We start from the raw sequence: 20215 nt of genomic DNA on the forward strand, positions 1-20215 counted from the left end.
GTCCCGTCTCTTGTGAAGTACGGTCCGGTACCGTACTGTCAGATCCATCGATCGCGCTGTCTGTTAGCCGGCCGAGCGTGGCCGTTTCGCCCGATCATCGAAAGGCCAACCGGTGAAGGGGATTTCAGGATTTTCGCCAGCCACCGTCGTCAGGCGGGGATGGATGGTGCTGGTGGCGGTGGTCGTGCTCGCGGCCGCGGGTTTCGCCATCTATCGCCTGCACGGAATTTTCGGCTCGCACAACAACACGTCGGCCAACAGGGGCCTGTCCGACCAGATCGTCCCGTTCAACCCCAAGAGCGTGGTGCTGGAGGTTTTCGGCGACCCCGGGGCGGTGGCGACCATCAACTACCTTGACGTCAACGCTCAGCCGCAGGAGGTACGCAACGCCCCGTTGCCGTGGTCGTTCACGATCACCACCACCGAGCCCGCGGTGCTCGGCAACGTCGTGGCGCAGGGCGACGGCGGCATGCTCGGCTGCCGCATCACCGTCAACGGCGAAGTCAAGGACGAACGCACCGTCAACACACCCAGCGCCTACACCTTCTGCCTGGACAAGTCCGGATGAGCGACGGACAACGGGCGCGCATCCCGCACCTCATCCGCACGCTTGCGGTGCCCATCCTGCTGTTGTGGGTGGCCCTGGCCGCGGTCACCAACGCCCTGGTGCCGCAACTGGAAGAGGTGGGCAAGACCCACAACGTGGCGCTGAGTTCGCCGGATTCGCCGGCGCTGATCGCCACCAAACGCATCGGTCAGGCGTTCCATGAGTTCGACACCGACAGTTCGGCCATGGTCGTGCTGGAAGGTGACAAACCGCTCGGCGCGGACGCCCACCACTACTACGACGGCCTGGTCCGCAAGCTCGAGGCGGACCGCAAGCACGTCGAGCACGTGCAGGACTTCTGGGGCGACTCGTTGACCGCGGCGGGATCGCAGAGCAACGACGGCAAGGCCGCCTACGTGCAACTCAACCTCGTCGGCAACCAAGGCTCGGCGGTGGCCAACGAGTCCGTCGGCGCGGTGCGCGACATCATCGCGAAGACCCAACCGCCACAGGGCATCAAGGTTTATGTGACGGGCGCGGCGCCGCTCATCTCGGACCAGTTCGACGTCGGCAGCAAGGGGACGGCGAAGGTCACCGCAATCACCATCGGGGTGATCGCGGTGATGCTGCTCTTCGTCTACCGGTCGTTCGTCACGATGCTGCTCGTGCTCATCACGGTGCTCATCGAGATGTCCGCCGCCCGCGGCATCGTGGCGGTGCTGGGCAACGCGGGGATCATCGGGCTCTCGACGTACGCGACGAATCTACTCACGCTGCTGGTGATCGCCGCCGGGACGGACTACGCGATCTTTCTCGTCGGGCGCTATCAGGAGGCGCGCGGCGCCGGAGAAGATCGAGAAACCGCCTATTACACCATGTTTCACGGGACGGCCCACATCGTGTTGGGCTCCGGACTGACCGTTGCCGGCGCAGTGGCCTGTCTGGGCTTCACCCGGCTGCCGTATTTCCAGAGCCTGGGCATCCCCGCCGCGCTGGGCATCCTCGTCGCGCTCGCCGCTGCGCTGACCCTGTCGCCGGCCGTGCTGACCCTGGGCGCCGCTCTGGGGTGCTTCGAACCCAAGCGTGCGATGCGGACCCGCGGCTGGCGGCGGATCGGCACCGCCATCGTCCGCTGGCCCGGCCCGGTACTCGCGGTGTCGTGCGCGCTGGCCTTCATCGGCCTGCTCGCCCTGCCGGGCTACAAGACGAGCTACGACACGCGCCCCTACATGCCCGCCGACGCGCCGGCCAACGTCGGCTTCACCGCCGCCGAGCACCACTTCTCCCGGGCCCGGCTGGAGCCCGAGCTGCTGATGGTCGAGACCGACCACGACATGCGCAACCCCGCCGACATGCTCATCCTGGACCGGGTGGCCAAGGCGGTGTTCCATACCCGTGGCATCGCGCAGGTGCAGTCGATCACCCGGCCGCTGGGCACCCCGCTGGTGCACAGCTCGCTCGCGTTCCAGATCAGCGCGCAAAGCGCCAACCAGACCGAAAACCTGACCTATCAACGGGATCGGGCGAACGACCTGCTCAAGCAGTCCGGCGAGCTGTCCAAGACGATCGACCTGCTCAAGCAGCAGTACACCCTGCAGCAGCAGCTCGCCGCCACCACGCACAGCGAGGCCCAGAGCTTCCGCGACACCATCACCACCATCAACGACCTGCGCGACAAGATCGCCAACTTCGACGACTTCTTCCGGCCGATCCGTAGCTACTTCTACTGGGACCGGCACTGCTACGACATCCCGGTCTGCTATGCCATCAGGTCGGTGTTGGACGCGCTCGACGGCATCGACCAGCTCGCCCAGAAATTCTCCGACCTGACGGCCACCCTGGACCAGCTCGATGCGCTGCAGCCCAAACTGGTGGGGCTGATACCGCCCCAGATCAACAGCCAGCAGACGAATCGCGACCTGGTGATGGCGAATTACGCCACCCTGTCCGGCATTTACGCCCAGACGGCGGCGGCGATCGAGAACGCGACCGCCCTGGGCCGGGCCTTCGACGTCGCGAAGAACGACGACACCTTCTACCTGCCGCCCGAGGTGTTCACCAACCCCGACTTCAAACGCGGCCTGAAATTGTTCTTGTCGCCCGACGGCAAGGCCGCCCGCATGATCGTCACGCATGAGGGCGATCCCGCGACCCCGCAAGGCATCTCGCACATCGAGCCGATGCGCATCGCCGCGCACGAAGCCCTCAAGGGCACCCCGATGGCCGAAGCGAACGTCTACATCGGCGGGACTGCGGCCACCTATAAAGACGTCCAGGACGGCGCCCTGTGGGACCTGATGATCGCGGGGATCGCGGCGATCTCGCTGATCCTGCTGATCATGATGATCATCACGCGAAGTCTGGTGGCCGCGCTGGTGATCGTCGGCACGGTGGCGCTGTCGCTGGGCGCCTCGTTCGGGCTGTCGGTGCTGGTCTGGCAGTACCTTTTCGGCATCCAGCTGTACTGGGTCGTGCTGGCGTTGGCCGTAATCCTGCTGCTGGCAGTGGGATCCGACTACAACCTGCTGCTGATCTCCCGCTTCAAGGAGGAGATCGGCGCCGGCCTGAAGACCGGCATCATCCGCGCGATGGCCGGGTCGGGTTCGGTGGTCACCTCCGCGGGCCTCGTCTTCGCCGTCACGATGTGCGCGTTCCTGTTCAGCGGCTTCCAGGTGCTCGGTCAGATCGGGACGACGATCGGCCTGGGGCTGATGTTCGACACGCTGATCGTGCGGTCCTTCATGACGCCGTCCATCGCCACGCTGCTGGGACGGTGGTTCTGGTGGCCCCAACGGGTGCGGCCGCGGCCCGCGAGCACCATGCTGCGGCCGTACGGCCCGCGCGCGGCGGTGCGCCAACTGCTGTTGTGGGAGGACGGTGACCCGGCGGCCCCAGGCGCCGCGTCCAAGACGCGTTAACCCGGGGCCGGCTCAGAGGGTGATGGTGGTGCCGACCGAGCCGTCGGTCAGCAGCCGTCGCGTCGCCTCCGCCGTCAGCGGGCGGCAGAACAGGAACCCCTGCGCGCGAAAGCACCGCTCGCGCAGCAGGGCCCGGGCCGCATCCGCGGACTCGACGCCCTCGGCGACCACGTTCAGGCCGAGCGCCTCCGCGAGCCCGATGACCGCACGCACGATCGCCAGGTCGTCGTCGTCGGTGTCGAGATCGTGGACGAACCCGCGGTCGATTTTCAGGGTGCTCACCGGCAGCGTCCGCAGCAGCCCCATCGCGCTGAACCCGGTGCCGAAGTCGTCGATGGCGATGTCGATGCCGAGGTCGGTCAGCCCGCTCAGGGTGGCCCGGGTGGTCACCAGATCCCGGATGAGCATGCTCTCGGTGATCTCCAGCCCCATCGCGGATCCGTCGAGACCGAACTCCTCGATCGTGCGCCGTACGGTGCCCACCAGGTCGTGCGCGACGAGCTGGGCCGGAGACACGTTGACGCGCAACATGGTGTCGAGTCCCACGCCGTCGGCCCGCCACTGCGCCAGGTCGGCGCACGCCGCGCGGAGCACCCACCTGCCCAGCTCGCCCGCGAGGTGCAGCGATTCGGCGGCGGGGATGAACATATCCGGCTCCAGCAGGCCCCGTGTCGGGTGCTGCCAGCGCACCAGCGCCTCGACGGCCAGCACCGCGCCGGTCCGCATGTCGACCTCGGGCAGGTAGAGGACGGTGAGCGCGCCCGTCTCGATGGCGTCCGCCAACCGCAGTTCGATGTCGGCCCGGCTCTTGCGCTGGGTGGCCATCTCGGTGGAAAAGACGCCTATTCTTTCCGTTCCGCTCGCCTTGGCGTAGCGCCGCGCCTCGTCGGCGTGGCGAAGCAGATCGAGGCCCGATTCCTTGCCGGGCGTGCCGACCGCGACACCGACGCTCACAGTGCGGTTGAGCACCTCGCCGCCGACGGTCACCTGATCGGTCAGCCGCGCGCTGAGATTTTCGGCCAGCAGGGTGGCGCCGGCGAGGTCCGTCGCCTTCGCCGGTACGACGACGAACCCGTCACCGCCCACGCGGGCGATCAGGCCCTGGGCTTCCATCGCCGCTCTGGTCTCCGCCGCGAAGTCGCGGATGTACTGATCGCCCGCGTCGTGCCCGAGATAGTCATTGATGGCCTTGAGCCGGTTGAGGTCGAAGAGCAGCACCGCCACCGGCCCCACCTGGTCGCCGGCGAGGCGTTCGTCGAGGTGACTTAACAGGGTCCGACGATTGGGCAGGGCGGTCAGGTCGTCGTGCCTGGCTTGGTAGTGCAACCGGTCCTCGACGGTCATCCGGGCCTGCACCTGGGCAAACATGGTGGCGACGACGGTGAGCGCGTTGATCTCGTCGTCGCTCCACTTCCGATCGCCGAACTTTACGAAACCGAGGACCCCGGTGGTGACGTCCCCGGCCACCAACGGGACCGCGGCCATGGAGCTGACCTCGCCGCGGCCGGCGTCGCAGAGGGTGCGCCGGTATTGTTCGTCAGTGGATTCGGGGCGCAGAAAAACCGGTTCTTTGATGTTTTCGCACAGGGCGAACACCGGATCGGCGTCGGCGAAATAGATGGTGTGCAACGGGTCCGGGTCGGGTTTATCGGGCCGCGGCGGCCATTCGGCCACCAAAATCGTGGCGTGCATGCTGTGGTCGTTGTGCCGCAGAAAGCTGACGTCGACGTCGAGGAAAGCCACCAACTCGGCCAAAGCCTCAGTGCTGGTCGCGGCAATGGTGTCGACCGTGGCGCCCATGAGTTTGGTTGCCACGGCGGTGACAATGGTGTGCAAATTTCTTGCGGAAGACTTACTCGGCATGGGAGGTTTTGCTCTGGAATGACATTTTGCTCTGGAATATTAAGTGTCGATCAGGTCGCGACCGGCCCGTCCGGTGAACCCTCAATATAGGCGACGAATTCTGGTCAGACGGTCATTTCTGGGCGCGTCAATTGCGGTGCGCGATTAGCGCAGCATGGTCGCCATGATTCCGGCCAGGTAGCCCAACCGAGCCACCTCCGACGGGCGGAATTCGGGGCCCGGCCGGCCCAGCACCACCGCCGTCTGCGAGTCGCCCAGCGGCGCCGCGACCATGGTGGTGTTCATGTCGCGCCAGGCCTGCGGCACCCAGTCGGCGCCCCCGTCCAGCGGCACGGCCTGCTCGATCGGCAGCCACGGCGCCGAGTCGGCCCGCGTCTCGGGCGCGCCCGGGCTGCCCGCCAGGCGCTGCAGCCCGGCCCCGGCGGCGCGCAGCACCGTGCACCACGCCACCCGCAGCACCCGCGGCGCCTCGTCGACCAGAACCTGCAGCTTGGACTCGTTGTCGCGGGCCGCGGCGACGTGGTCGAGCAATTCCAGCTCGCGGTGGGCGTCGAGCAGGCCGGTGTGCGGACGCACGCTGTCCACCCGGACGCCCGGCAGCGACTCGGCGGCGGTCAGCAATGCGTCGGGCATCGCGCCCGGGGGGATTTCGATGACGAGGTCGTCGATCGCATAGCCCCCGCTGCGCTCCACCACGTCCAGCGAGAGGATGTCGCCGCCCACCGAGCCGAGCGCCACGGCCAGCGAACCCAGGCTGCCTGGGCGGTCGACCAGCTCGATGCGCAACAGATAGGAAGGCACGGCCAACACTGTTGCACAGCGAGGTTGCGACGGCATTTCGCGCCTGGCCGCCGTCCGGCTGTGCGGGCCGGCGCGGTCCGCCGCCGTCGGCGCCGAGCGTGGCGCTGGCCGCACACTCGTCGCCGAATGTGACGCCAGCCGCACGCTCGGCGGGTCTGCACGCCCGCCGACCCTGCCCGCCGAGGCGCCGGGCTAGGCTTTTCGCTCGTGTCCCAGATCTCCCGTGACGAGGTAGCGCACCTGGCCAGGCTGGCCCGGCTGGCGCTGACCGATGCCGAGTTGGACAGCTTCGCCGGCCAACTCGACGCCATCCTTACCCACGTCAGCCAGATCCAGGCCGTCGACGTCACCGGCGTCGAGGCCACCGACAACCCCCTGAAGGACGTCAACGTCACCCGTCCGGACGAGGCGGCGCCGTGCCTGACGCAGGCCGAGGCGTTGTCGCAGGCACCCGAAGCCGCCGAGGGCCGCTTCGTCGTCCCCCAGATCCTCGGGGAGAGCCAGTGACTGCTCCTCCCGACGAGGTCATCCGCCTGTCCGCGGCGACGCTGGCCGCGCAGATCGCCGCCGGGGAGCTGTCGTCGGTCGAGGTCACCCAGGCCTGCCTGGACCAGATCGCAGCCACCGACGACCGCTACCACGCCTTCTTGCATGTGGCCGCCGACGAGGCGCTGGCCGCCGCGGCTGCCGTCGACAAGGCGCTGGCCGCGGGGGAGACACCGTCGGCGCTGGCCGGGGTGCCGCTGGCGCTCAAGGACGTGTTCACCACGCTCGACATGCCGACGACCTGCGGCTCCAAGATCCTGCAGGGCTGGCGGTCGCCGTATGACGCGACGTTGACCGCGCGGCTGCGCAAGGCCGGCATCCCGATCCTGGGCAAGACCAACATGGACGAGTTCGCGATGGGCAGCTCGACCGAGAACTCGGCCTACGGCCCCACCCGCAACCCGTGGAATGTCGACCGGGTGCCCGGCGGCTCGGGCGGGGGCAGCGCGGCGGCGTTGGCCGCGTTCCAGGCGCCGCTGGCCATCGGGTCGGACACGGGCGGCTCGATCCGTCAGCCGGCGGCCCTGACCGCGACGGTCGGCGTCAAGCCCACCTACGGCACGGTGTCGCGCTACGGGCTGGTGGCCTGCGCGTCGTCGCTGGACCAGGGCGGCCCGTGCGCACGCACGGTGCTGGACACCGCGCTGCTGCACCAGGTGATCGCCGGTCACGACCCACGGGACTCCACGTCCATCGACGCCGAGGTGCCCGACGTCGTCGCCGCCGCCAGGGCCGGGGCGGCCGGTGACCTGAAAGGCGTGCGCGTCGGGGTGGTGCGCCAGCTGCACCGCGGCGAGGGCTATCAACCGGGGGTGCTGGCGTCGTTCGAGGCGGCCGTCGAGCAGCTCACGGCCCTGGGTGCGCAGGTGAGCGAGGTCGACTGCCCGCACTTCGACTACGCCCTGCCCGCCTACTACCTGATCCTGCCGTCGGAGGTGTCCAGCAACCTGGCCCGGTTCGACGCGATGCGCTACGGGCTGCGCGTCGGTGACGACGGCACGCACAGCGCCGAGGAGGTGATGGCGCTGACCCGGGCCGCCGGTTTCGGGCCGGAAGTCAAGCGGCGCATCATGATTGGCGCCTACGCGCTCTCGGCGGGCTACTACGACGCCTACTACAACCAGGCGCAGAAGGTGCGCACGCTGATCGCGCGCGACCTGGACGAGGCCTACCGGAGCGTCGACGTCCTGGTGTCGCCCGCGACGCCGACGACCGCGTTCGCGCTGGGGGAGAAGGTCGACGATCCGCTGGCGATGTACCTGTTCGACCTGTGCACGCTGCCGCTGAATCTGGCCGGTCACTGCGGCATGTCGGTGCCGTCGGGTCTGTCACCCGACGACCAGCTGCCGGTGGGGCTGCAGATCATGGCCCCCGCTCTGGCCGACGACCGGCTGTACCGGGTCGGCGCGGCGTACGAGGCCGCCCGCGGCCCGCTGCCTACCGCGATTTAGCTTCCGCGAGCAGACGCAAAAGCACCCCAAAACGGGCCGTTTGGGGGGATTTTGCGTCTGCTCGCGCCATCTAGGTGGGCTCAGGGCAAGATTGAGGTCATGCGGATCGGAATTCTCACCGGAGGCGGCGACTGTCCCGGCCTCAATGCCGTCATCCGAGCGGTGGTGCGTACCTGCGACTCCCGGTACGGCTCGTCGGTGGTCGGATTTCAGGACGGGTGGCGCGGTCTGCTGGAAAACCGGCGGATGCAGCTGAAGAACGACGACCGCAACGACCGGCTGCTGGCCAAGGGCGGCACCATGCTCGGTACCGCCCGCGTGCATCCCGACAAGCTGCGCGCCGGGCTGGACCAGGTGAAGCAGACCCTGGATGACAACGGCATCGACGTGCTCATCCCGATCGGCGGCGAGGGCACGCTGACCGCGGCGCACTGGCTGTCGGAGGAGAACGTGCCCGTCGTCGGCGTCCCGAAGACCATCGACAACGACATCGACTGCACCGACGTGACTTTCGGCCACGACACCGCGCTGACGGTGGCCACCGACGCCATCGACAGGCTGCACAGCACCGCCGAATCCCACCAGCGGGTGATGCTGGTGGAGGTGATGGGCCGCCACGCCGGCTGGATCGCACTGAACGCGGGCCTGGCGTCCGGCGCCCACATGACGCTGATCCCCGAGCAGCCCTTCGACGTCGAGGAGGTGTGCCGGCTGGTTAAACGTCGTTTCCAGCGCGGAGACTCGCACTTCATCTGCGTGGTGGCCGAGGGCGCCAAGCCCGTCGAGGGGTCGATCGCCCTGCGGGAAGGCGGGATTGACGAGTTCGGCCACGAAAAATTCACCGGCGTCGCCGCCCAGCTGGGCAGCGAGGTGGAGAAGCGGATCAATAAGGACGTCCGCGTGACGGTGCTGGGCCATGTTCAGCGTGGGGGTTCGCCGACGGCGTATGACCGCGTGCTGGCCACCCGGTTCGGCGTCAACGCTGCCGACGCCGCGCATGCCGGCGAGTACGGCCAGATGGTGTCGCTGCGCGGGCAGGACATCGGCCGGGTGCCGCTGGCCGACGCGGTGCGTCAGCTCAAACTGGTGCCCCAGACCCGCTACGACGACGCCGCCGCCTTCTTCGGTTAGCACCGACGCGCTTCGCGCTTGGCGTTTCGCGTTTGGCGCGCCGCGCCTGGCGCTTCGCGTTGATTCTGCGGTGAGTGCGCCGCTTACTCGTAATAGTTCGCAGTGGACGCAGAGTGAACGCCGTCGGGCGCCGTCGGGCGCTGCGCCTGGCGTTGATTCTGCGGTGAGTGCGCTGCCTACTCGTAATAGTTCGCAGTGGACGCAGAGTGAACGCCGTCGAGGCAGCGCCGTCGGGCCCCGCAAGCGGCGCAAGCCCACGGCCGGCCGCCCACTAGGATCGACGAACATGACGGCCACCCACGCGGACCTACTGGAATACGACGAGGTCATCGCGCGCTTCGACCCAGTGCTCGGGCTCGAAGTGCACGTCGAATTGAACACCGTCACCAAGATGTTCTGCGGCTGCTCCACCGCATTCGGCGCCGAGCCCAACACGCAGGTGTGCCCGGTCTGTCTGGGCCTGCCGGGTTCGCTGCCGGTGCTCAACCGCGTCGCGGTCGAGTCGGCGATCCGCATCGGGCTGGCGCTGAACTGCGACATCGTGCCCTGGTGCCGCTTTGCGCGGAAGAACTACTTCTACCCCGACATGCCGAAGAACTACCAGATCTCGCAGTACGACGAGCCGATCGCCATCAACGGCTACCTCGACGCGCCGCTGGACGACGGCACCACCTGGCGGGTGGACATCGAGCGCGCACACATGGAGGAGGACACCGGCAAGCTCACCCACATCGGCAGCGAAACGGGCCGCATCCACGGCGCGACGAATTCGCTGATCGACTACAACCGGGCCGGCGTTCCGCTGATCGAGATCGTCACCAAGCCCATCGAGGGAGCCGGCGAACGGGCTCCGCAGATCGCGCGCGCGTACGTGACCGCGCTGCGAGACCTGTTGCGCGGGCTGGACGTATCCGACGTCCGCATGGACCAGGGGTCGATGCGGTGTGACGCCAACGTGTCGCTGAAGCCCAGCGGCGCAACCGAATTCGGCACCCGGACTGAGACCAAGAACGTCAACTCGCTGAAAAGCGTTGAGGTCGCGGTGCGTTACGAGATGCAGCGCCAGGCCGCCGTCCTAACCTCGGGTGGCCAGATCATCCAGGAGACCCGGCACTTCCACGAGGCCGGCTACACCAGTCCCGGCCGCGCCAAGGAGACCGCGCAGGACTACCGCTACTTCCCCGAGCCGGATCTGGAGCCGGTCGCGCCCAGCCGTGAGCTCGTCGAGCGACTGCGCGAAACCATCCCCGAGCTACCGTGGTTGAGCCGCAAGCGGATCCAGCAGGAGTGGGGCATCTCGGACGAGGTGATGCGCGACCTCGTAAACGCCGGCGCCATCGAACTGGTCGCCGAGACCGTCACGCACGGGGCGTCCAGCGAATCGGCCCGGGCCTGGTGGGGAAACTTCCTGGTGCAGAAGGCCAACGAGGCCGGCGTCGCCCTGGACGAACTGGCCATCACCCCCGCCCAGGTCGCCGCCGTGGTGGCCCTGGTCGACGACGGCAAGCTGTCCAACAAGCTTGCCCGCCAGGTCGTGGAGGGCGTGCTGGCCGGGGAGGGCGAGCCCGAGCAGGTGATGGCCGCCCGCGGCCTCGAACTGGTGCGCGACGACTCGGTGACCCAGGCCGCCGTCGACGCTGCCCTGGCCGCCAATCCCGATGTGGCGGAAAAGATTCGCGGGGGCAAGGTGGCCGCGGCGGGCGCGATCGTCGGCGCGGTGATGAAGGCCACCCGCGGGCAGGCCGATGCGGCGCGGGTCCGCGAGCTCGTGCTGGCCGCTTGCGGCCAGAGCTGACCAATCGCACCGAACGACCGTCAGACGGCGGCGGGCCGATCCATCATGGGTGATGTGAGCAACGAAGCGTTCGAAGAGCTGATGTCGATCCTGGACTCACCTGTGTTCGTGGTGACCACCCAGGCCGACGGGCAGCCGTCGGGGTGTGTGGTCAGCTTCGCGACCCAGGTGAGCGTGCGGCCCCCGAGGTTCATGGTCTCGATCGCCAGGTCCTACCAGGTCGCCGCCGTGGCGAGCCGGACCGACTATCTCGCGGTGCACGTGCTCTCGCAGCGCCAACGCCGGCTGGCCGACCTCTTCGAGAGCCAGGACGAGGCCAACAGATTCGCGCGTTGCTCATGGCGCGCCGGCCCGCAGGGCATGCCGATTCTCGACGAGGCGGCCGCCTGGTTCGTCGGCCGGACGCTGGATCGGGCCGACTTCGGCGACCACCTGGGCTACCTGCTGGAACCCGCCGGCGTCTGGGCCCCCGAAACCCCCGAGGACCTGCTCTACCTGTCCGACCTCGACGGCGACGGCGACGACGACGATGACGTTGACGACGACGGCGGCCACCGGGATCCGCAGCGGTTGTTCGACCGCCAACCGGCCGACACGCCGCGCCGCTACGGTGTGCCCAGGTTCACACTCGACCGTTTCTGATCAGGTCTTGTCGTCGTTGCTGCGCGGGAACCCGCCGCCCGACGGGAACAGCGGGAACACCACGTCGTCCAGCTTCTCGGCGTCACCGGCGGTCTTGTTGACCGTCGCACCCCAGACGTTGCCGTCCGGCGACATCTTCAACGCCCACGCGTGACCGTGTGTCTCTTTGCGGACGACGTCCGGGTCGCCGGTGACCGCGCCCGTCCCCTTCGCGAGGCGGACCGCCACGGTCAGCTTGGTGTTGACCAGGTTTACCAGCACCACGCCGTCCATCGCCGCGCAACCGGCCACGCCCGGCTTGTCCGGCCAGGTCCACACCGTGGAGACCTCCGACTTCTTGGTGATGCGCTGCAAGCGGTCCGCGGTGGGGGTCCGGTCGACGACATACAGCGTGCCGTCAACGGGGTCGGTGCACAGGCCGCCGCCGGCGCCCACGCCGGACAGCGCCGTCGTCGGCGGGGCCTGCCCGACCGTCGTCGGCTGCTCGATGCGCAGCACCTTGCCGGCCAGCGACTTGGGATCGCCGGCCTGCGCCGGGTTGCCCGCGTCGCCGGTCAGCACCACCAGCGTGGTGGGGCTGGTGAAGATCAACGCACCCGTGTTGCCGGTGGCGCCCTTGGGAATTCCGGTCAGGATGTCCTTCGGGATGTCGCCGTCGGCGATCCGGATCACCCGGTTGTCGGTGGGCGTGCTGATGTAGGCGTACATCAGTCGGTCCTGCTTGTAGGTGGGCGACAGCACGATGTCCATCAGACCGCCGTCCCCGGACGGGTCGACCGGGATGACCATCTTCACCTTCGGCTCGGCGTTGACGGCGATCTCCTTGATCGCACCCGTGGTCCGCTCGGCGACCAGCGCGGTCTTGCTGTCGACCCCCATGATCAGGCCGCTGGTGCTCTCCAGGCAGCCCTGCATGACCCCCGGCGCCGGACATGCCTTCGGGAACGGCGTGCCGGGCAGCGGCGGCGGTACCGGAGGCGTCGAGCTGGGCTGGGGCTTAAGCACCGGATTGGTGGTGAACGGCTGCGACTGGGCGTTGTTGAACCGTGCGCAACCACTCAGGACCAGCGCTGCTGCACACAGCGCGGCGAGTCCGCACCGAACCGACCGCCGTAACCGCATGACCGACAGGCTACGGACATTGCCGACGGAGCCGCCACATACCCGTCTCGCACCCGTCTCGCACCCGTCTCGCACCCGTCTCGCACCCGTGTGGCGGCCCCCGCGGCCCCGCGATCCGCGTCCGTCGGGCGAACTGCGGATTTGTCGGGCGAAAGCGCCGCTCAAATCCCAGATTCAGGCGAAATTGCCCTTACCCTGGCACGGGTGACCACTCAATCGCATGACTCGAGTTGGCGGCGGCCGGGTGCCAGCCCGGAACCAATCCCGGGACGACCCGCCACGGCAAGCCTGATCGACCCGGAGGACGACCTGACGCCGGTCGGTTACCCGGGTGAGTTCGGCACCACGACCGATATCCCGACGTACAACAGCACGGCCGCCGGCTCGGTGCACAACCTGATGGACTCCCAGGAGCCGCTGCCGTACGCCTTCAACCCGCCGCAGCCGGTGGTCCCGCAGGCCCAGCCCGTCGCCACCGAACCCGACCTCGACGAAGACCGCGACGCGGTCGGCCGCCGCGGCACCCAGCACCTGGGTTTGCTGGTGCTACGCATCGGCCTCGGCGTGGTGCTGGGCGCGCACGGGCTGCAGAAGCTGTTCGGCTGGTGGGGCGGCCACGGCATGACCGGGTTCAAGAACTCCCTGACCGACGCCGGCTACCAGCACGCCGACGTCCTGGCCTACGTCAGCGCCGGCGGCGAGATCGTCTCGGGCGTGCTGCTGGTGCTCGGCCTGTTCACCCCGGTGGCCGCCGCGGGAGCGCTGGCATTCCTGATCAACGGCCTGCTCGCCAGCAGCTCCATCAAGCCGCATTCGCACAATTACGCGTTCTTCCTGCCCGACGGGCACGAATACCAGATCACCCTGATCGTCGTCGCCGTCGCCGTGATCCTGTGCGGGCCCGGCCGGTACGGTCTGGACGCCGGCAGGGGCTGGGCTCACCGGCCCTTCATCGGGTCGTTCGTGGCGCTGGTGTGCGGCATCGCGGGCGGGGTGGCCGTGTGGATGCTGCTCAACGGTGTGAATCCGGTCAGCTGACGTTCGCTCGGGCGCGGGCGACTTTTGCCATATTTGTCGCCACTACCAGGCCGAATAACCTAGCCTGAGAGGCGTCCAATCGGCGCCGTCGGCGTTGTTCGACCAGGGGGCATACTGTGAGCAATCCCCGCGACTTCAATCAGCCTCCACGCGGGCAGTGGCCGAATGGGCCGGACCCGACGCGGCCGGCCGAAACTCCCAGGCAGGGCGGCACACCGTGGTATGAGCTGCCGGTCTACCGGCCATCGCAGCCGCCGCCGCAGCGCCCAGCGCCGTCCTACGGCGCGGATCAGTATCGGCAGCCGCAGACGCAGTGGGCCCAGCCGAGTCCGACTCCGTCGACGCCGCAGCCGGCTCCGGCAAAGTCGAAGGGCTCGAATCGCAAGCCGCTGCTGATCGGGGTGGCGCTGGGTGTCGCGGTGCTCGCGGTGGCCGCCGCGGTGCTGCTGATGTCAGGAGCCATCAAGCACGACACCAAGAAGGTCGCCGTCGCCGGCATCCAGACCCAGGTCCAGCAGATCCTGGTGGACCGGGTCACCGGCTACAGCGCCGACGACATCAAGAACGTCAAATGCAACAAGGGTCAGGACCCGACGGTCAGCAAGGGTGGCAGCTTCACCTGCGACGTCTCCGTCCGGGGCAAGCAACACCAGTTGACGGTGACCTTCCGGGACGACAACGGGACCTACGTCGTCGGCATGCCTCAACTGAGCGGTGGCAAGTGAAGCCGCGCGCCCTCAAGGCGCTCGTCGTTGCCGCCTGCGCCGCGCTGACGCTCACGACGCTGGCCGGCTGCAGCAGCGGTGGCGGCGGAACGACGAGCGTGGTGCCCGGTCGGGCGGTGTCGGTGCTGTTCGACCCGGCCGACGCGGGCGGGCTGCCCGTGACCGACGGCCCCAGCGGTCCCCGGCCCAACGCGCCGCAGCCAAACGGCAAGATCGAAAACACCAACAACGGCCCGATCGACAAATTGTCGCTGCTGGCGATGAACGACATCGAGGAATTCTGGAAGCAGAATTGGCCCGAGGCAACCAAGAAGCCATTCAAGGCCGTCAGCACCTTCGTGTCCTACGACTCGACCGATCCGCAGAGCCCGAACGTGTGCCGCACCAAGACCTACCGGGTGATCAACGCCGCGTACTTCTTCGGCTGCAACCTCGTCGACTGGGACCGGGGACAGCTGTTTGCCTCCGCGCAGAAGTATTTCGGGGACATGGCCGTGGTGGGGATTCTGGCCCACGAGTTCGGGCATTCGTTGCAGTTCAACGGGGGACTCGTCAACCCCAAGACGACGCCGACCCTGGTCATGGAGCAGCAAGCGGACTGTTTTGCCGGCGTCTATCTCAAGTGGGTCGCCGAGGGGCACTCTTCGCGCTTCACGCTGAACACCGGGGACGGCCTGAGCCACGTGATCGCCGGGATGCTCAAGATCTCCGACCCGATCATGACCGAGGAAGAGCTGCAAGAGGCGGAAAACTCGGCCCATGGCACCGGCCTGGACCGCGTCAGCGCGTTCCAAATGGGCTTCGTCAGCGGATCGGGGACGTGCGCCAAGATCGACATGAACGAAATCAAGCAGCGGCGGGCCGGTGAGCCGCTGGCCCTGCAGGAAGATTCGTCGGGCGGGTCGGACGCGGGCGAGGTGCCGATCAACAACGAGAACATCACCACGCTGGTCGACATCCTCGGCGTGATCTTCTCCCCGAAGTCGCCGCCCAAACTGTCGTTCGACAACACCTCGTGCCCGGACGCCAAGGCCACCAGGGGCGCTTCGTACTGCCCGTCGACCAACACCGTGATCGCCGACCTGCCCACCCTGCAAGAGCTCGGCAAACCCGGTGGCCGAAAGGGCATGACCGACCCGCAGATGCTGCAGGGCGACAACACCGCGATGTCCATCGTCACGTCGAGGTATGTGTTGGCGATCCAGAAGGAGCGCGGGCTGTCACTGACCGCGCCGACGACGGGCGTGCTGACAGCGTGCCTGACCGGGGCCGGTCAGCGCGGCATGGCCGACCCCGTCAGCATCCCGTCGGGCAAGCAACTCGTGCTCACCGGTGGCGACCTCGACAAGGCGCTGACCGGACTGCTGGTCAACGGCGTGGCCTCCAGCGACGTCAACGGCGCGAACATGCCCGCCGGCTTCACCCGCGCGCTCGCCTTCCGGGCCGGCGTCATGGAGAAGAGCGACGAATGTTTTCAGCGGGTCTCGTGACGGCCGTCAGTCGTAGGGGTTGGGCACCCGTCCCGCGCTGATCTCGGTGAGCTGCGGCAGGGTCGCGAACGTCACCGCGGGCAGCCGCAGCTCTTTGCCGCCATCGGGGCCGTTCTTCAGCCGCGCCCGAGCCCAGGAACCCCGATGGAAGCGCAACCCTTCGATGTCGTCCCAGCTCACCCTCCGGCTGCCCAGCACGTTGCGCACGGTCACGCCCTGTTCGTCGGCGACCGTGCGCAGGCGCACGATCAGCGTCGACAACAGCACCGGAATGATCAGCAGCGGCGCGCTCGGCGACCACGCCAGCACCGGGATGAGCAGCCCGAGGGTGAAGAACGCGACGGCGATGTGCGCGATCGGCGAGACCCGCAGCACCACCCGAGATTCGGTAACCACGCTGGCATCATCGCACTGCGGCATCTCGCGCGCGGCACCGGATTTGACGGCTGAGCAGTGCGAAGGCTACCGTCGGACGCTATGGAGACCGGACTGCTCGTAGTAATTAGTCGGCGCGTTGGTGCCTGACTAGCTCGATCGAGCACCAACGCGACCCTCGTGCAGCACCAAAGCTGACGGGGGTTTTTTGTTGCCATGAGACCCGAAGAATAAAAAGGACGAACAGACAAGTGAGCGCACCCACCAAGCCAGCCGCCCAGTCGCACGGGGCCAATGGCGCGCCAAGCGCTGCGAAATCAGCCCAAAAAGGCGTGGCTGCGCCGAAACGCGTTGGGCCCGAACAACTCACCGGCGCGCAGGCGGTAATCCGGTCGCTGGAGGAACTCGACGTCGACGTCATCTTCGGGATCCCGGGTGGCGCGGTGCTGCCCGTGTATGACCCGCTGTTCGACTCGCAGAAGCTGCGCCATGTGCTGGTCCGGCACGAGCAGGGCGCCGGACACGCCGCCAGCGGCTACGCGCACGTCACCGGTCGGGTCGGCGTGTGCATGGCAACCTCGGGGCCCGGCGCCACCAACCTGGTGACACCGCTCGCCGACGCGCAGATGGACTCCGTGCCGGTGGTCGCCATCACCGGCCAGGTCGGTCGCGGGCTGATCGGGACCGACGCCTTCCAGGAGGCCGACATCTCCGGCATCACGATGCCGATCACCAAGCACAACTTCCTGGTCCGCACCGGCGACGAGATCCCCCGGGTCATGGCCGAGGCGTTCCACATCGCGGCGAGCGGACGTCCCGGCGCTGTTCTCGTCGACATCCCCAAAGACGTGCTGCAGGGGCAGTGCACGTTCACCTGGCCGCCGCGGATGGACCTGCCCGGCTACAAGCCGAACACCAAGCCGCACAGCCGGCAGGTGCGCGAGGCCGCCAAGCTGATCGCGGCCGCCCACAAGCCGGTGCTCTACGTCGGTGGCGGCGTCATCCGCGGCGAGGCGACCGAGCAGCTGGCCGAGCTGGCCGAGCTGACCGGCATCCCGGTGGTCACCACGCTGATGGCGCGCGGCGCCTTCCCGGACAGCCATCCGCAGAACCTGGGCATGCCGGGCATGCACGGCACGGTGGCCGCGGTGGCGGCGCTGCAACGCAGCGACCTGCTGATCGCGCTGGGCACCCGCTTCGACGACCGGGTGACCGGCAAGCTCGAATCGTTCGCGCCGGAGGCCAAGGTCATCCACGCCGACATCGACCCGGCGGAGATCGGCAAGAACCGGCACGCCGACGTGCCGATCGTCGGCGACGTCCGCAACGTGATCGTCGACCTGATCGCGATGCTGCGCCACTACGCCGAAACCGGCAGCCCCACTAAGCCGGACATGGCGGAGTGGTGGGCCTACCTGGAGAGCGTCCGGTCCACCTACCCGCTGAGTTACGGCCCGCAGAGCGACGGCAGCCTCAGCCCCGAGTACGTGATCGAGAAGCTCGGCGAGATCGCCGGGCCGGACGCCGTCTACGTCGCCGGTGTCGGTCAGCACCAGATGTGGGCCGCGCAGTTCATCAAGTACGAAAACCCGCGCACCTGGCTGAATTCCGGCGGTCTGGGCACCATGGGCTTCGCCATCCCGGCGGCCATGGGCGCCAAGCTGGCGCGCCCCGACACCGAGGTCTGGGCGATCGACGGCGACGGCTGCTTCCAGATGACCAACCAGGAGTTGGCCACCTGCGCCATCGAGGGCGCGCCCATCAAGGTGGCGTTGATCAACAACGGCAACCTGGGCATGGTGCGGCAGTGGCAGAGCCTGTTCTATCAGGAGCGCTATTCGCAGACCGACCTCGCCACGCACTCGCACCGCATCCCGGACTTCGTCAAGCTGGCCGAGGCGCTGGGCTGCGTCGGATTGCGTTGCGAGCGTGAGGAAGATGTCGTCGACGTGATCAACCAGGCGCGCGCCATCAACGACCGCCCGGTGGTGATCGACTTCATCGTCGGTGCCGACGCGCAGGTGTGGCCGATGGTGGCCGCCGGCACCAGCAACGACGAGATCCAGCACGCCCGCGGCATCCGGCCGCTGTTCGACGACATCACCGAGGGACACGCCTGATGAGCATTGGTGCGCAAAAGACCCACACCCTGTCAGTGCTGGTCGAAGACAAGCCCGGTGTCCTCGCGCGCGTGGCGGCGCTGTTCTCGCGGCGCGGATTCAACATCGAGTCGTTGGCGGTGGGTGCCACCGAGCAGAAGGACATGTCGCGGATGACGATCGTGGTGTCCGCCGAGGAGACGCCGCTCGAGCAGATCACCAAGCAGCTCAACAAGCTGATCAACGTCATCAAGATCGTCGAGCAGGACGACGACAACTCGGTGTCGCGCGAGCTGGCGCTGATCAAGGTGCGCGCCGACGCCGGGACCCGCAGCCAGGTGATCGAAGCGGTGAATCTGTTCCGCGCCAAGGTGATCGACGTATCGGTGGAGGCGCTCACCATCGAGGCCACCGGTGACCGCGGCAAGCTCGAGGCGTTCCTGCGGGTGCTGGAACCTTTCGGCATTCGCGAGATCGCCCAGTCCGGGATGGTGTCGGTGTCCCGCGGCGGCCGCGGCATCGCACCCAAATAAGCAGCAGCAAGAAACAACGAGGAGAGATTCAACCGTGTCATTAGAGATGTTCTACGACGACGACGCCGACCTCTCGATCATCCAGGGCCGCAAGGTCGGTGTGATCGGATACGGCAGCCAGGGGCATGCGCACTCGCTGAGCCTGCGCGACTCCGGTGTCGAGGTGAAGGTCGGCTTGAAGGAGGGGTCGAAGTCGCGGGCCAAGGTCTCCGAGCAGGGCCTGGACGTCGACACCCCTGCCGAGGTCGCCAAGTGGGCCGACGTGATCATGCTGCTGGCGCCCGACACCGCGCAGGCCGAAATCTTTGCCAACGACATCGAGCCGAACCTGGAAGACGGCAACGCGCTGTTTTTCGGCCACGGCCTCAACATCCATTTCGGCCTGATCAAGCCGCCCGCCAACGTCACCATCGGCATGGTCGCGCCGAAGGGCCCCGGCCACCTGGTGCGCCGCCAGTTCGTCGACGGCAAGGGCGTTCCGTGTCTGATCGCGATCGACCAGGACCCCAAGGGGGAGGGGCAGGCGCTGGCATTGTCCTACGCCAAGGCCATCGGCGGTGCCCGCGCCGGCGTCATCAAGACCACCTTCAAGGACGAGACGGAGACCGACCTTTTCGGTGAGCAGGCCGTGCTGTGCGGTGGCACAGAGGAATTGGTGAAGACCGGGTTCGACGTCATGGTCGAGGCCGGCTACCCGCCGGAGATGGCGTACTTCGAGGTCCTGCACGAGCTGAAGCTGATCGTCGACCTGATGTATGAGGGCGGCATCGCGCGGATGAACTACTCGGTGTCCGACACCGCGGAGTTCGGCGGGTACCTGTCCGGCCCGCGGGTCATCGACGCCGACACCAAGCAGCGGATGCGCGACATCCTGCGCGACATCCAGGACGGCACCTTCACCAAGAAGCTGGTCGCCAACGTCGAGGGCGGCAACAAGCAGCTCGAGCAGCTGCGCAAGGAGAACGCCGAGCACCCCATCGAGGTCACCGGCAAGAAGCTGCGCGACCTGATGAGCTGGGTGGACCGCCCGATCACCGAGACTGCCTAGTTTCCCTGCCGTCTGCTCGCGGGGGGCTGTGGCGGCGGCTTTCGTCGGCTTTCGTCGGCTTTCGTCGAAACTTAAACCATGGCGCTGCTTT

The 20215-nt window shown here is 67.8% G+C and carries 17 protein-coding genes; 13 read left to right on the plus strand and 4 right to left on the minus strand.

All coding sequences use genetic code 11. The features are described from left to right. Positions 1-121: 121 nt before the first annotated feature. Both AC5Y5V_RS24080 and AC5Y5V_RS24085 read left to right on the plus strand, forming a co-directional pair. The gene (locus AC5Y5V_RS24080) at positions 122-568 is read left to right on the plus strand and encodes an MmpS family transport accessory protein (protein ID WP_499940501.1); all 447 of its coding nucleotides are present in this window, start codon (positions 122-124) and stop codon (positions 566-568) included. After that, positions 565-3465, plus strand: coding sequence for an MMPL/RND family transporter (locus AC5Y5V_RS24085; protein WP_499940435.1), 2901 nt, complete (start codon positions 565-567; stop codon positions 3463-3465). The genes AC5Y5V_RS24080 and AC5Y5V_RS24085 overlap by 4 nt, the downstream gene beginning before the upstream one ends. Positions 3466-3477: 12 nt before the next feature. On the opposite strand, the gene AC5Y5V_RS24090 is transcribed toward AC5Y5V_RS24085, so the two are convergent. Together AC5Y5V_RS24090 and AC5Y5V_RS24095 are read right to left on the minus strand one after the other, a co-directional pair. Next, positions 3478-5328, minus strand: a complete 1851-nt coding sequence (locus tag AC5Y5V_RS24090; RefSeq protein ID WP_499940437.1) for a putative bifunctional diguanylate cyclase/phosphodiesterase — start codon at positions 5326-5328, stop codon at positions 3478-3480. A gap of 144 nt (positions 5329-5472) precedes the next feature. Further along, entirely contained in the window at positions 5473-6129 is a 657-nt protein-coding gene (locus AC5Y5V_RS24095) for an ACT domain-containing protein (RefSeq protein WP_499940439.1), read from the minus strand. A gap of 207 nt (positions 6130-6336) precedes the next feature. Here AC5Y5V_RS24095 and gatC point away from each other — a divergent pair, with 207 nt between their 5' ends. From gatC to AC5Y5V_RS24120, 5 genes are all read left to right on the plus strand, one after another. Beyond that, entirely contained in the window at positions 6337-6636 is a 300-nt protein-coding gene (gene gatC / locus AC5Y5V_RS24100) for an Asp-tRNA(Asn)/Glu-tRNA(Gln) amidotransferase subunit GatC (protein WP_499940440.1), read from the plus strand. Beyond that, positions 6633-8126: an Asp-tRNA(Asn)/Glu-tRNA(Gln) amidotransferase subunit GatA gene (gene gatA / locus AC5Y5V_RS24105; protein WP_499940441.1), complete on the plus strand. Its 1494-nt coding sequence runs from the start codon at positions 6633-6635 to the stop codon at positions 8124-8126. The genes gatC and gatA overlap by 4 nt, the downstream gene beginning before the upstream one ends. A 99-nt stretch (positions 8127-8225) precedes the next feature. After that, complete coding sequence (locus AC5Y5V_RS24110) at positions 8226-9257, plus strand: ATP-dependent 6-phosphofructokinase (protein WP_499940442.1); 1032 nt, start codon at positions 8226-8228, stop codon at positions 9255-9257. A 286-nt stretch (positions 9258-9543) separates the two neighbouring features. After that, positions 9544-11052 carry an Asp-tRNA(Asn)/Glu-tRNA(Gln) amidotransferase subunit GatB gene (gene gatB, locus AC5Y5V_RS24115; RefSeq protein ID WP_499940444.1) on the plus strand — a complete coding sequence of 503 codons (1509 nt, stop codon included), beginning with the start codon at positions 9544-9546 and terminating at the stop codon, positions 11050-11052. 45 nt (positions 11053-11097) lie between these two features. After that, positions 11098-11694, plus strand: a complete 597-nt coding sequence (locus tag AC5Y5V_RS24120) for a flavin reductase family protein (RefSeq protein ID WP_499940445.1) — start codon at positions 11098-11100, stop codon at positions 11692-11694. Here AC5Y5V_RS24120 and AC5Y5V_RS24125 read toward each other — a convergent pair whose 3' ends face one another. Beyond that, positions 11695-12816 carry a PQQ-dependent sugar dehydrogenase gene (locus tag AC5Y5V_RS24125; protein WP_499940447.1) on the minus strand — a complete coding sequence of 374 codons (1122 nt, stop codon included), beginning with the start codon at positions 12814-12816 and terminating at the stop codon, positions 11695-11697. 204 nt (positions 12817-13020) lie between these two features. Between AC5Y5V_RS24125 and AC5Y5V_RS24130 the strand changes: the two genes are divergently transcribed. From AC5Y5V_RS24130 to AC5Y5V_RS24140, 3 genes are all read left to right on the plus strand, one after another. Next, positions 13021-13854: a DoxX family protein gene (locus AC5Y5V_RS24130; RefSeq protein ID WP_499940448.1), complete on the plus strand. Its 834-nt coding sequence runs from the start codon at positions 13021-13023 to the stop codon at positions 13852-13854. Positions 13855-13970: 116 nt separating this feature from the next. Continuing rightward, positions 13971-14579, plus strand: coding sequence for a DUF4333 domain-containing protein (locus AC5Y5V_RS24135; protein ID WP_499940449.1), 609 nt, complete (start codon positions 13971-13973; stop codon positions 14577-14579). After that, on the plus strand, positions 14576-16069 hold the full coding sequence (locus tag AC5Y5V_RS24140; RefSeq protein WP_499940450.1) for a neutral zinc metallopeptidase: 1494 nt from the start codon (positions 14576-14578) through the stop codon (positions 16067-16069). Before AC5Y5V_RS24135 ends, AC5Y5V_RS24140 begins: the two co-directional genes overlap by 4 nt. 6 nt (positions 16070-16075) lie before the next feature. Here AC5Y5V_RS24140 and AC5Y5V_RS24145 read toward each other — a convergent pair whose 3' ends face one another. Beyond that, positions 16076-16465, minus strand: a complete 390-nt coding sequence (locus tag AC5Y5V_RS24145) for a PH domain-containing protein (RefSeq protein WP_499940451.1) — start codon at positions 16463-16465, stop codon at positions 16076-16078. Between the two features lie 230 nt (positions 16466-16695). Between AC5Y5V_RS24145 and AC5Y5V_RS24150 the strand changes: the two genes are divergently transcribed. Genes AC5Y5V_RS24150 through ilvC form a run of 3 tightly spaced genes read left to right on the plus strand, consistent with a single transcriptional unit; the run spans position 16696 to position 20124 of the window. After that, a complete protein-coding gene (locus AC5Y5V_RS24150; RefSeq protein ID WP_499940453.1) occupies positions 16696-18564 on the plus strand; it encodes an acetolactate synthase large subunit in 1869 nt (622 codons plus the stop codon). After that, entirely contained in the window at positions 18564-19076 is a 513-nt protein-coding gene (ilvN, locus tag AC5Y5V_RS24155) for an acetolactate synthase small subunit (protein WP_499940454.1), read from the plus strand. The genes AC5Y5V_RS24150 and ilvN overlap by 1 nt, the downstream gene beginning before the upstream one ends. 46 nt (positions 19077-19122) lie before the next feature. Then, entirely contained in the window at positions 19123-20124 is a 1002-nt protein-coding gene (ilvC, locus tag AC5Y5V_RS24160) for a ketol-acid reductoisomerase (protein ID WP_499940502.1), read from the plus strand. Positions 20125-20215: the final 91 nt, after the last annotated feature.

This window comes from Mycobacterium sp. NGS68 (assembly GCF_059812195.1).